General features: G+C 69.4%; 14 protein-coding genes. 6 read left to right on the top strand and 8 right to left on the bottom strand.

The features are described from left to right. The first annotated feature begins 18 nt into the window (after positions 1-18). Positions 19-321, top strand: coding sequence for a DUF3303 domain-containing protein (locus GGQ55_RS01100; protein WP_179714723.1), 303 nt, complete (start codon positions 19-21; stop codon positions 319-321). 36 nt (positions 322-357) lie between these two features. Here the strand turns inward: GGQ55_RS01100 and GGQ55_RS01095 are convergent, their stop codons facing one another. The 5 genes from GGQ55_RS01095 to GGQ55_RS01075 all read right to left on the bottom strand — a co-directional run bounded on the left by GGQ55_RS01095 (position 358) and on the right by GGQ55_RS01075 (position 3,386). Beyond that, the gene (locus tag GGQ55_RS01095) at positions 358-606 is read right to left on the bottom strand and encodes a hypothetical protein (RefSeq protein ID WP_179714722.1); all 249 of its coding nucleotides are present in this window, start codon (positions 604-606) and stop codon (positions 358-360) included. A 53-nt stretch (positions 607-659) separates the two neighbouring features. Then, positions 660-1,460, bottom strand: coding sequence for a DUF6544 family protein (locus GGQ55_RS01090; RefSeq protein ID WP_179714721.1), 801 nt, complete (start codon positions 1,458-1,460; stop codon positions 660-662). 231 nt (positions 1,461-1,691) lie between these two features. Continuing rightward, positions 1,692-2,315: a hypothetical protein gene (locus GGQ55_RS01085; RefSeq protein ID WP_179714720.1), complete on the bottom strand. Its 624-nt coding sequence runs from the start codon at positions 2,313-2,315 to the stop codon at positions 1,692-1,694. A 74-nt stretch (positions 2,316-2,389) separates the two neighbouring features. Further along, positions 2,390-2,908 (bottom strand): nitroreductase family protein, encoded by a 519-nt coding sequence (locus tag GGQ55_RS01080; RefSeq protein WP_179714719.1) that lies wholly within the window; start codon positions 2,906-2,908, stop codon positions 2,390-2,392. A 22-nt stretch (positions 2,909-2,930) separates the two neighbouring features. Continuing rightward, complete coding sequence (locus GGQ55_RS01075) at positions 2,931-3,386, bottom strand: lytic transglycosylase domain-containing protein (protein WP_246323740.1); 456 nt, start codon at positions 3,384-3,386, stop codon at positions 2,931-2,933. A 351-nt stretch (positions 3,387-3,737) separates the two neighbouring features. On the opposite strand from GGQ55_RS01075, the gene GGQ55_RS01070 reads away from it, so the two are divergent. Both GGQ55_RS01070 and GGQ55_RS01065 read left to right on the top strand, forming a co-directional pair. Next, a complete protein-coding gene (locus GGQ55_RS01070) occupies positions 3,738-3,959 on the top strand; it encodes a hypothetical protein (protein ID WP_179714717.1) in 222 nt (73 codons plus the stop codon). A gap of 55 nt (positions 3,960-4,014) precedes the next feature. Continuing rightward, positions 4,015-4,230, top strand: a complete 216-nt coding sequence (locus tag GGQ55_RS01065) for a hypothetical protein (protein ID WP_179714716.1) — start codon at positions 4,015-4,017, stop codon at positions 4,228-4,230. Between the two features lie 7 nt (positions 4,231-4,237). On the opposite strand, the gene GGQ55_RS01060 is transcribed toward GGQ55_RS01065, so the two are convergent. After that, on the bottom strand, positions 4,238-5,422 hold the full coding sequence (locus GGQ55_RS01060) for an LLM class flavin-dependent oxidoreductase (protein WP_179714715.1): 1,185 nt from the start codon (positions 5,420-5,422) through the stop codon (positions 4,238-4,240). A 588-nt stretch (positions 5,423-6,010) separates the two neighbouring features. Here GGQ55_RS01060 and GGQ55_RS01055 point away from each other — a divergent pair. Beyond that, complete coding sequence (locus tag GGQ55_RS01055; protein WP_179714714.1) at positions 6,011-6,973, top strand: collagen-like domain-containing protein; 963 nt, start codon at positions 6,011-6,013, stop codon at positions 6,971-6,973. Positions 6,974-7,066: 93 nt separating this feature from the next. Here GGQ55_RS01055 and GGQ55_RS01050 read toward each other — a convergent pair whose 3' ends face one another. Then, positions 7,067-8,650, bottom strand: coding sequence for an acyl-CoA synthetase (locus GGQ55_RS01050; protein WP_366488509.1), 1,584 nt, complete (start codon positions 8,648-8,650; stop codon positions 7,067-7,069). Positions 8,651-8,755: 105 nt separating this feature from the next. Between GGQ55_RS01050 and GGQ55_RS01045 the strand changes: the two genes are divergently transcribed. Continuing rightward, positions 8,756-9,517, top strand: a complete 762-nt coding sequence (locus GGQ55_RS01045; protein WP_366488508.1) for an enoyl-CoA hydratase/isomerase family protein — start codon at positions 8,756-8,758, stop codon at positions 9,515-9,517. 3 nt (positions 9,518-9,520) lie between these two features. Continuing rightward, positions 9,521-10,072, top strand: coding sequence for a hypothetical protein (locus tag GGQ55_RS01040; RefSeq protein ID WP_179714712.1), 552 nt, complete (start codon positions 9,521-9,523; stop codon positions 10,070-10,072). A gap of 84 nt (positions 10,073-10,156) precedes the next feature. Here the strand turns inward: GGQ55_RS01040 and GGQ55_RS01035 are convergent, their stop codons facing one another. Further along, positions 10,157-12,040 (bottom strand): DUF262 domain-containing protein, encoded by a 1,884-nt coding sequence (locus GGQ55_RS01035; protein WP_179714711.1) that lies wholly within the window; start codon positions 12,038-12,040, stop codon positions 10,157-10,159. Between the last annotated feature and the right edge of the window lie 29 nt (positions 12,041-12,069).

The following is a 12,069-nucleotide window of genomic DNA, read 5'->3' as shown; positions in this document are numbered from 1 at the left end:
AGACGAGGGGAGGTCCCGATGAAGTACGTGCTGCAGTGGACGAACCGCTCGGGCGGATCGTCGGAGGAGAACCTGGCGTCGCTCCAGCGGTCGCTGGAGGTGCTGAGCAAGTGGACCCCCAGCACGACCATCCACCAGTTCGTGGCGCGGGTGGACGGCGGTGGGGGGTTCGCCGTCGGGGAGACCGATGACATGGCGGTCCTGGCGCGAGACTGCGCCATCTTCACCCCGTACGTGGACATCGCCGTGCACCCGGTTCTCGATGTGGCGCAGGGCGCCGAGGCGCTGGGCGCCGGCGTGGAGTTCAACCGGACGAACTGATGCGCAACGCGGGCCGGGCGGCGCGTCGCCGCCCGGCTACCCGGCGAGCGCGCGGGTGGGCATTGCCAGCGGCGTGAGGGTGTCCACCAGGCCGCGGTACTCGTAGCAGATCTCGCCCTTCTGGCCGAAGACCTCGAACGGGCCCCAGATCCGCAGGGTCGACCAGTCCGGCAGCTCGTCGGCGCCGTCCTGGCGGATCTTCTGGCGCAGCTCGGAACGCAGCGCGGACGTCGCCAGGTCGAGGTGCACCCTCGGCTGGGCGGTGCTCGCCTTGTACCTGTGCATGCTGGAGGAATCGGATATCCGCGCTGCTCAGTGGATCGACTACAGCGGGCGCTTCACCCGTCCGGGTGAACAGCGCCGCCGGCGGAGTTTGGCGCGACGTCGAGGGCGAGGTCGGTCAGCGCCAGCTCGCCGTAGCGGAACTCGCAGTCCGGCAGGTGCCAGACCGCGGCGCCGCCGGTGATCCGCGGCCGGCCGTCGACGACGGTCCAACCCGTCACCGGCGTGCTCCAGAGCGCGCGGACGAGGCCGCCGGGCAGGTCGGCGTAGCGGTCCTCGCTGCGGAAGTCCCGCGGGCGGTCGTCGTCGTCCAGGAACACCTCGGCACTGACCGTGCGGCCGGCGTCGGTGACCGAGACCCGGAAGCTGTCCTCGCCCGTGGCCTCCCAGGTCGCCTTGATCGACAGCAGCATGCCGGGGGCGAGCAGAACGGCGTCGTTGAGCCACGTCGTCAGCTCGCCGGTGTCGAACTCGGGACCCGAGCCGTCGGCTACGGTCACCAGCCCGAGCGCCTTGCCGAGCATCCGGCCGGTGCCGTTGCGGTAGGTGTCCCAACCCCACATGGGCACCACCCGGCCGACGAGCAGCCGCATGCGGAACAGCCGGGCGATCTCGAGCGCGGAGTTGTACTGCCAGGCGTCGCACGGCATCCAGGGCTTGTCCGGGCCGAGGCGGAACCGGCCGCTCCAGTGGGCCTGAAAGGACCAGGCGCGCCCGACCACGCCCATGGCCCGCAGGTAGCGGACGACGACCGGGGGCAGGACAGCGAGGTCGTCGTCCGTCACCGGGGCGGTCGTCGTCCCCACGGGCAACCCGGCGGACGCGACCCGCGTGCGGAAGGCGCGCGGCGGCTGCACGCCGTCCGACGCTAGGCAGCCCGTCGGACGGCGACCACCGACGAACGGCGCGGGCGAGCGGGGAGATGGTCCCGGCACCACCGCTCGCAGTCGGCGAGGAGGTTGCCGGTCGAGAGCGGCTGCGCGCTGAGAACGGTCGCCTGGACAACGGCGGGTAGTGCGCGCGGGATCATGCCGTCCTCTCGGGAGTCTCGGGCGCCTCCGTGGGTGCCCGAGAAATCATCGGCAGACCTAGACGGTTTCGGGGACTCCCAGGTGGGCGAGCGCGAGCTCCATCTCGGCGACGTCGACGATCTGCGCGCCCATCGCCTGGGCGAACTGCTGGCGCATCGAGCGGGCCTCCTTGCGGACCCGGCTCAGCGCCTCGGCGGTCTCGAAGCAGGTGACGCTGACGGTCTTCCCGTTGCGGCGGTCGACCATGAAGCTGAGGCTGCAGAACCCGGGCAGGCCGGAAAGCTTCGGCATGAGGTTCTCGCGGTAGGCGGCGACCAGGTCGTCGATGTGGTTGGGCTGGATGCGGGCCCAGGCGACCTGCGCGCCGGCGCCGTCCCCGGCCGGGTGCTCGCGGTGCACGAGCGCGATCTCCCACGCCTGCACCTCGGGGTGGTCGCCGCCGACGGCGAGGGCGAACGAGCTGCGGCTGGCCTGCAGCTGGTGCTCGGTGGCCTTCATGGCCTCCGCGGACTCCCAGGCGGTCGAGGCGATGCACCGGCCGGTCTCCCGATCGGCGAGCATGGACAGGCCTAGACAGCCTTCCGTCGTCTGCAGCGTCTGCATGACCTTGTTGCGCAGGAACTCGACGCCGTCCTCGATGGACGCCGGATCCCCCATGACGGTGGTCGAGCGGACGTGCATGCGCCTTCTCCTTCATGCCGACGGTGGCGCACACGCTCTCGCGCCACCGTCCGTGTGTCCAGTCGGACTTTCGGCTACCAGCGCTCCCAGTGCACGACCTCGTCGAAGGGACGACGGTCGGGCTTGACCAGCGGCCGCAGCGGACGGTCGGCGGGGTAGCCGAAGCCGATCATGTAGGCGGCGAAGTAGCCGTCGGGGAACCCGAGCACCTTCTGGGCCTGCTCCTGGTCGCGGACGGCGGAGTGGCCGGAGCCGATGCCGAGGTCGGTGGCGGTGATCATCATGAACGCGGTCGCCTGGCCGAAGTCGTAGGCGATCCGCTGGCGGATCTGCTCGTCGTCCGGCTGCTCGGCGACCAGGGCGATCGTCGCAGCCGAACGGGCGATGTGCGTGCCGCCCTGGGGCCACGCCTTGGCGAGCTCTGTCAGCTGGTCGCGATCGGTGACGACGACGAAGTGCCAGGGCTGCCAGTTGCTCGAGGACGGCGAGCGGCGGCCGGCCTCGAGGATCTGCTCGAGCTGCTCGCGGGGGATGGGCTGGTCGGTGTACTGGCGCACGTTGCGTCGTGCGCGGACGGCGTCCCACGTCTCCATGGCGCCGTCCTACACCTTCTGCCTAGTACCAGCCGGTCTTCTGCGAGTGGGCCCAGGCGTTGCAGGGGCTGCCGTAGACCTTGTCGATGTAGACGAGGCCGGCGTCGACCTGGCGGTAGCCGTCGGAGGTCTTCTTGATGCCGGTGTGCGACCAGGTCGAGTCGAGCAGCTGGGCGATGCCGTAGGCGGTGCTGGACGGGTTGTCGGCCTTGTTGTTCCAGTGGCTCTCGCGGGTCCAGAGCTTGTCCAGGCAGCTGAACTGGGAGTCGCCGACCTTCTGCTTGGCGTAGGCGCGGAAGTCGTCGGGGCCTGCGTTGGCGTGCTCGGCCGCGGCGGCAGCGGCCGCCTGGGCGGCCTGTGCGGCGGCGGTCCGCTGGGCGGTGACCGCGGCGATGGTGTGCGCGCGGGCCTGGGCCTGGGGGATGGCGGCCGCGGCCTGGGCGGAGATCTCGCCGCTGTCGTCGACGGTGCTGGCCATGGCGGCCGTCGTGGTCTCTGCCTGTCCGGGAGTCGGAGGGAAGATCAGCCCGACGCCGACCGCGCCGAGGGCCGCTGTGACGGTGAGGAAGGCGAAGCGATGGCCCGGTCGCCCGTGCCGCAGCCCCCGTCGCGCCATCCTTGGCCCACCCGCTCTGTCACTCACCGTGTCCAGGTACTCACCTAGGGTCTGGCAGGACGGCGAACCGTGTCAATGAGCCGGCGGCGCGTCGAAAGTCGTGTGACTGGTGAGGTTCGTCTCGGGCCGAGTGGCTCATTTCGAGAACCGCCTGGTGTCGTCGCCGACGGGCGCGTAGACCAGCGGCAGACGTGGTCACACCCTGGAGGCGTCGTGTCCGGTCTCGTGGAGCAGGCGACGGAAGAGTGGTGTCCCAAGTGCGAGGAAGCCGCTCCGGCGGACGGGCCGCTGCAGGTGCTCGGCACCGCACACTGGCGGGTCATCTACGGCTGGGGCCGGCGGACCGCCTACCCCGTCGCCTTTGACTGCCCGAACGGGCACTCGAGCACCAGGATCGGGCAGCTCCAACGCTGGTTCCGCGTGCGGGAGCTCTGACCGGGCGCTTTGTCGGGGCGTGCTTCGGACGCGGGCGGGTGCCGATACGGAACTCGTGCATCCGAATCCGCCCGACACCTACTGGCAGCAGGCGCCGTCTCGTCCTCCGCGACGGCGGCCCGAGGTACCGACCGCCGTCTACGTGCTGCTGACGCTGGTCCTGATCCTCGTTCTCGCGAACACCGCGCTGCTGCTCTACATCTTCGGCGTCGTGCACTCGGTGGTGAGCTCGTTCGAGGACCTGCGGAACGCCTTCGCCGGCTTCAACTGAGCCGTCGTCAGGACTGCTTGTCGGACGCGACCTCCTGCTGGTAGCGCTCCGTCATCGTGGCGACGGCCTGCAGCTGCGCGGCCGCGTAGTCGTCGCGCTTGGACGTGGCGTATCCCGCGCGGTCGAGCGTCTGCTGGGCATGGCTGATCTCGCCGCCCTGGAAGTGCGGGATGACGCGCTGGGCGATCAGCTCCCAGGAGCGCTTGGTCGCCTCCGGGTTGGCCCACTCGTGGCCGAGCAGCAGCATGCAGCCGAAACCGCCGGACTGGTCCCACAGCCGCTGGACCTGGGCGCGGGCGTCCTCGACGGTGCCGATCGCGCCGATCCCGGCCTCGTTGATGAAGTCGATCATCTCCTTGACGTCGCCGCCCTCGACGGCCATCTGGGGGAACGCGGCGACCTTCTGGAAGTACCGGAACCACGTCTCGATGCCGTACTCGACCTCGCGGTAGGCCTGCTCGCGTGTCTCGGCGATGTGCATGAGCCCGACCAGGCGCCAGTCGCGGCGGTTGGCCGTCTGGCCGTAGTGCGCGGCGCGTTCCTCGACGACGTTCCAGTGGTGGGCCAGCGCGTCGAAGCCCTCCTTGGTCAGCGTGGCGCCGATGGAGAGCAGCCCGATGCCGTGCTGGCCGGCCATGCGCGGTCCGGTGGGGGAGGCGACGGCGGCGACGGCGATCTCGAAGCAGGGCTCGGTGTACGGCCGCAGGTGCGTGCGGGCGTCGACGAGCTTGTGCGTCTTGGTCTCGGCGGTGACCGTCTCGCCGCGGAGCAGCCGCATGATGATGTCGAGGTCGACCTCGAGCAGCTCGCGGGTGTCGGTGGGGGTGAGGCCGAGCATCATCGAGTCGGTGGGCAGCGAGCCCGGGCCGCAGCCGAGCATGGCGCGTCCCCGGGTGAGGTGGTCGAGAAGGAGCATGCGCTCGGCCACCCAGAGCGGGTTGTGGTACGCGATCGAGGTGACGCCGGTACCGAGCTTGATGCGCTTGGTCCGCTCCGCCGCGGCGGCGATGAAGATCTCGGGCGACGCGATCAGCTCGGTGCCGGCCGAGTGGTGCTCGCCGATCCAGGCCTCGTCGTAGCCGAGGCGGTCGAGGTGCTCGACCAGCTCGAGGTCGCGCTGGAGTGCCAGCGTCGGGTTCTCTCCGGCGGGGTGGAACGGGGCCAGGAACGTGCCGAACCGCAGTCGATCCATGGAGGGCTCCCTCATCTCGGGCGTGCAGGCGCACTGTGACGCCGATCTCACCCGTCGTGTGGTCGAACGGGCCAGGGGGCGGCTGCCCGATCGGCCGGTCCCTGACCGAGCGTGCTGGGACCGTTGCTCAGTGGACCGCCCGCTCCTGGTTCTCCCAATAGGGCCTGCCCAGCTCGCGCTTGAGCACTGTGCCGGCGGACGGGGCAGCGCCTCCACGAGCTCCATGGACCGCGGCGTCTTGTAGCCCGCGATCCGCTCAGCTCTTCCCAATAGCAGAAGGAGGGGCGACGCGCCCGGGTTGGCGGGTGAGATGTGGGAGAGCACCAAGAGGCGGCCGCCAGAGTGGCGCTTCACCTGCGGATCTGGCCTCGAGAGTCGGGAGCGGCCGGAGCTGTGAGTCTCGTCATAGGCACCGGTTGCTTGCTGCGGTTAGCGGCGGGCATGCGGGGGTCGGCCTTCGGAACGGATCCGTCTGATGTCGGCTGCGCCGGCGTCGGACGGGTTCCTCTGCGAGGGACGGGGGTCCCGATACGAGCGCGGGTGGCTCTCTCAGCACCGCCCGCCACTGATGGAAGGCAGTCCCCATTCATGACCGAATCGACGACCGATTCGCGCGTTACGACCCGCCACGAGACCGTCGAGGTTCCCGTCGACGTCACCGTCGAGGAGGGCGACCGCGGTCTGAAGGGTCCGACCGGCCCGGTCGGCCGCCCCGGCGAGCCTGGTGACAAGGGCCCCAAGGGTCCGGTCGGCCCTCCCGGGGAGCGAGGCGAGAAGGGCGACAAGGGCCCGGCCGGCCCGGTCGGCCCCGCCGGTGAGCGAGGCGAGAAGGGGCCGATCGGCCCGCGGGGTCAGCAAGGGCCCGAGGGTGCGACCGGCCCGCAGGGCGAGCGGGGCCTGCCCGGCTCCACCGGCCGGCCCGGCGAGCAGGGTGAGCAGGGTGCGCAGGGTCCGGTCGGGCCGCGCGGCGAGGTCGGCCCGCAGGGTCTGGCCGGCGAGCAGGGGCCGCCCGGGGCCCAGGGTGAGCACGGTCCCCGTGGACCGGTGGGACCCGTTGGGGAGCGGGGTCCGGCCGGTGAGCAGGGGCTGCAGGGCGAGCAGGGTCTGCCCGGTGCCCCAGGACAGCGCGGTGTGATCGGCGAGACCGGGGAGAAGGGTCCGCGCGGCCTGCAGGGTGAGCAGGGCGAGCAGGGGGAACAGGGTGCGCCCGGCGTTCCCGGCCCGCAGGGTCGGCAGGGTGTGCAGGGCCCGGCCGGTCCGGCCGGCCCAGCCGGCCTGCCCGGCGTGCAGGGTCCGCAGGGCCCGTCCGGCCCGGCGTGGCTCTACCAGCCCAGCCCCGCTGAGCTCGCCGCCAAGGTCAAGCGGGCGGCGCTGAACGTGACCCCGCGCACCGTGGTCGACCTTCGGGTCGGCGTCCGTTACTTGGCGACGCTCACCTCGCGGCTGGTGAAGCTGCAGGGTGGGCTGCTCCTGCGGGCCATCGTCGACACCGACGCCGCGGCGAACAGCCAGCCGCCGGCCGACCTGTCCAACGTGCGCTCGATCGCCTGACGCGGCGCAGCACGACCGAGGGCGCCTCATGTCGCAAAGGCGACGCGAGGCGCCCTCGGACGCTCGGTGCCAGTGGCTGGTCCGAGCCCGCCGTCAGTGGACGGCGCGCTCCTGGTCTTCCCAGTACGGCTTGCGCAGCTCGCGCTTGAGCACCTTGCCGGCGGCGCTCAGCGGTAGCCCCTCGACGAGCTCCATCGACCGCGGCGTCTTGTAGCCGGCGATCCGCTCGGCGCAGAACTCGCGCAGCTCCTCGATGGTGAGGGAGGCGCCGCCGACCGGGACGACGACGGCGTGAACCCGCTCGCCCCACTTCTCGTCCGGGACGCCGATCACCGCGCACGTGGCGATCGACGGGTGCTGGGTGAGGACGCTCTCCACCTCGACCGAGTACACGTTCTCCCCGCCGGAGATGATCATGTCCTTGATCCGGTCGGAGATGTAGACGTAGCCGTCGTCGTCCATGTAGCCGCCGTCGCCGGTGTGCATCCAGCCGCCGCGCAGCGCCTCGGCGGTCTCCTCGGGTCGGTTCCAGTAGCCGAGCATCACGTTCCCGCCGCGGACGACGATCTCGCCGACCTCGCCACGCGGCAGCTCGACGTCGTCCGGACCGACGATGCGCACCTCGTTGTGCGGCAGCGCCCGGCCGGCGGCACGGCGGCGCTTCGGGTGCTCGTGGTCGATGGGCAGGTTGCCGGTGGCGGCGGGGGAGAGCTCGGTCATCCCGTACAGCTGGGTGAACTGCGCGTTGGGCAGCGCCTTGAGCGCGCGGCCGAGCACGCCTTCGGACATCGGTGAGGCGCCGTAGGAGATCCGCCGGATGCTGGTCAGGTCGAACTCGTCGATCCGCGGGTGGTCAACGAGCAGCTGGATCATCGTCGGCACCAGCAGGACGTCGGTGACCTGGTGCTCGGCGACGGCGGTCATGAGCGCGACCGGCTCGAACATCGGGATCATCACGTGCGTGCCGCCGCGGATCAGCTGACCGGTCCAGGCGGCAAGGTCGGCGAGGTGGAACATCGGCGCGGCGTGCAGGAAGACGCCGTCCGGACTGATGAAGTGCTCGGTGGCCAGGGTGCCGATGCTGGACGTCAGCAGGTTCGCGTGGCTGAGCATGACGCCCTTGGACCGGCCGGTGGTGCCGCCGGTGTAGAAGACGGCGGCCAGGTCGTCGCCGCGGCGGCCGGTGTCCTCGATCGGCTCGTGGCTGCCGATGAGCTCCTCGAACGGCTGCATGCCGTCGGGCGTGGCGCCGTCGCCGGCGTGGACGACGTGCTCGAGCCGTGGGTGGGCGGCGCGGATGCCGTCGACGTGACCGGCGAACGCGTCGTCGACGACGAGCACGCGGGCGTCGACCTCGGTGAGGGACTCGGCGATCTCCGGGATGCTCCAGCGCAGGTTGACCGGGACGACGACGCCGCCGGCCCACAGCGTGGCGCCGAGGAACTCGTGGTAGCGGTCGGAGTTGAGGGAGAGGATCGCGGCGCGCTCGCCGTCCTCGATGCCCAGGTCCTGCAGGGCGCCGGCCAGCCGGGCGATGCGGTCGACGGATTCGCGGTGCGTCCGCGTGCGGCCGGCGCAGACTGTGGCGACGGCGTTCGGCTTCTGCTGGACGGCGCGGTGGAGTCCCTGGGTGAGGTTCACGACGACCCCCGTGAAGTGGGATATGACGCCGGTCACCTGACCAGTCGGGGGCGGCCGGCACAAGGGGATCCGGCGCGTGGTCTGATGCCGGGAGGGCGCCGGTCGACAGGGGAGTCGGCCGACTGGTCGAAGGGTGGGCTCGTGGCTGCTGGCTCGGGTGAGGTGCTGCTCGACTACGACGGCGCTGTGGCCGTCGTGACGCTCAACGCGCCGGACCGGCGCAACGCGCTGACGTCGGGCATGGCTGGTGAGCTCATGGCCGCCTTCGACGAGGTGGATGGGCGTTCGGACGTCGGCGCGCTGGTCGTGCGGGCGGTGGGGAAGTCGTTCTGCGCCGGCGGAGACATCAAGACGCTGACCGACGCCGGCCGCGACCCGGCCGAGTCCTCGAACTACGAGGGCATGTCGGCGATCTACGACTCCTTCTACCGGCTTGGGCAAGTTCGCGTGCCAACTGTCGCCGCGGTGCGTGGGTCGGCGGTGGGCGCCGGGATGAACATGTTGCTGGCGACCGATCTGCGGATCGTGGCGCGGGATGCGCGCCTGCTGTGCGGCTTTCTGAAGCGCGGGATGCATCCGGGCGGCGGGCACTTCGTCATCCTGTCGCGGCTGATCGGCCGCGAGGCTGCCGCGGCGATGGCGCTGTTCGGCGAGGAGATAAACGGCGACCGAGCCCGCGAGCTCGGGCTGGCGTGGGAGTCCGTGGACGACGCCGAGGTGGAGAAGCGTTCCTTGGAGCTCGCCGCACGTGTGGCTGCGGATCCGGAGCTTGCGCGGATGGCCGCGGGCAACTTCCGCAGGGAGGTCGTCAACGGCGCCGTCCCGTGGGATGTCGCGATGCAGTTCGAGCGCCCCGCTCAGATGTGGTCCATGCGTCGGTCAGCCGCCGGTGCGAACGACTGAGCCGTGACGTGGTCGCAGATCCTGGCCCTGGGGTTGGGGTCGGGGGTCATCGCGGGGGTCGTGAACAATCTGGCTGGAGGATTGCGCGATCGCCTAGAGCGACGGGGCAAAACGGCGGCGCAGACGACAGACCTCGCCTATCAACGAGAGCGCCATTCTGCGGATCTGGCCCAAGCGCGGAGGGTTCGTCGAGAAGATGATATCGCTGGAGCGCGAGAGTGGTCGCTAAGGAGTTTGCACGCGGCCCTGGGCTGGCTCGAGGCGGAGTTCATCGACCAGCACGCGCGTGACAACGACTACGTGGCCGCCAACAAGAATCGCCCATCGATCTCCACGGCCGCGGACGTGCTCACCGAGCTAGAGAACGTAGCAGTTCGACATCCTGTAGCCCTCGTGAGAGAGCGCGCTTGGCGGATCTACGACCAGCTCGACGATCGCTACAACGTCGTTGACGGAGAAACAGTTGGCGAGATGTCGCGACAAGAGGGACTCGCGTGGATGGATGAACTCAAACAGCTCATCGAGCTGGTCCATGTGCCGGAGCATGAAGACTGACCAGGCGAAGCAAGACCCAACCGGGATGGTCGGGCGTGCTTTAGTTTGATGGACTCGTCGCCGAAGCTGCAGACTGGCACGGGCTCATGTTGGGGATCCCAAGGACGGCGGTCCAAGCCATACTTGGCAGAGTCCGCGCGCCAGCGCCTCGGAGCGAGACTCGATATCGCTCTCGCTCCACCTCTCGGTGTGGTTCTCCACGATGTCCTTGCTCAGCGCTAGCAAGCTAAACTTGCTGATGAGCGAGCGTTTGCCTATACCTTTTAGGTCGCCGGTAGCTTTTACGACGGCTGCCGTCTCGGAGTCGGTCCACGGTCGGTTGGACAGGGTGCCGTTGAGCCCAGACGTGACGAGTGTCAGATTGCCGATCGTGTTGACCAGCCGGTCGCGCTCAGCCGCCGCCTCTGGTGAGAGCTTCAGGGTGGTGTCCCAGTAGGTCCGCCATGCCTGGGGCATCACATGCTCGACCTGGAGTCCTGATGGGAGCGGAACGTCCTCGTGCAGACCGCTGCGCAATTGCATCTCCAGGGCCTCGAGCACGACGCGAAGCCGAGACTGGCGCACGTTCCCGTAGAGCTTCACCTGCGGGAGTCCGGTGATGACCTCCGCGTCAGTGGGCCAGGTCCGTGCGTCCGAACTCTGGATCGCCAGATACCCGTGGACGACGTCCCCGACCTTGGATTCGTCGACTCCGTCGAGCGTGCCGAGGATGGCCACCATGAAGCGGTTGACGTCCTTCATGGTGCGGCGCAGCAGCGTCCGTCGGACCACCCAGCTCTCCAGCGCATCCAGAGCCTTGGAGACCTGGTCCGAGGGAATGGCGTGGTTCTCCGATAGCATCCACAACAGCACCGGCGTGGTGGAAGCCAGCTCTAGCGCTTCGACCACGCGCCTGTAGAAGCGGCCTCCGGCCGAGTCGGTCGCTTGCTGTCCGAAGTTGCGAAAGGTATCCGCATCCCGCCGGAGTTCGCTCAGAAGCTTCTCCGCGGACGCGGCATCGGTCATGCGCGGTCGCGCGTATCTCGTGAACTCGCGGAATACCTGCTCGGTGACGACCTCGTCGCGGGTTCGCATGGTCAGCCAGTACTGCAGGAAGATGTCGATCCGCGATCGGTTGTGCCGGCCCTGCGAGATCTCCTCGCGCCACCACGAATCGTCGAAATCTGTCCAGAAGCGCTCAGGCCAGATCTCAACGTCGGCGAGGACCCGCTCTCCGACCTGGAACACCCAGTTCTTGATCAGGTCGGCCTTGAGAAGGGGTGTCCCTCTGTCGTTCAACGTCTCGAAGATGACCTGGTCGTCGTCCTGAGCTGTCAGGTTGATAGCAACCAAATACAAACGCGTCTGCATGACGTCCGCGAGGGCGCGGACTCGCGCCTTCTCGTCGCCGACTTCCTCGTCGCCCTCGGGTACGACGCCGAGCAGCCAGTCATGGACCTCGCTTCGAAAGAACTGGTGCGCCTCGACAATGAGGTGGTCGTCACCAGCCCAGTCGCCGTGGTCGTCAGTCATTGCATGTTCGAAGGCAACGCGATCCGAACGGGCCGGCCAGAGCTTGAAGCGCTCCGGCTTTCCGGCGAACCGCTTCGCCTTGTTGAGAATCAACTCCTCGAGTGCCTCGGCCTCATCCTCATGGCCTCGGTCAAGGACTGCCGCGTGCACCGCATCGAGCAGGATCTGGAGCGTCGTCGTGCGCTGCTGACCGTCGATGACCAAGTGGCGGGTTACGTCGCCGGCGATGGGTGGCTTGGCCTTGAAGACCACGGCCCCGAGGAAGTGCCCGCCCGCTCCTTCGGCTGCTTCGTCGTCTGACGCAAGGACCACCTTCTCCGCAACTCGCCGCACGTCGGCCCAGAGTGGCGCCCACTGGTCTTCCTCGGTCCAGACGTACGGCCGTTGGAAGGCGGGGATTTCGTAGTGGACGGTCGCCCCGAACAGTTCGCGGGGATTCAGGGCGTCAGCTTTCACGATGTCTGGGCTCCAAGGGAAATCATCTG

The organism is Petropleomorpha daqingensis (assembly GCF_013408985.1).
Lineage (GTDB): Bacteria > Actinomycetota > Actinomycetes > Mycobacteriales > Geodermatophilaceae > Petropleomorpha > Petropleomorpha daqingensis.
This window is presented reverse-complemented; position numbering and strand designations above follow the sequence as displayed.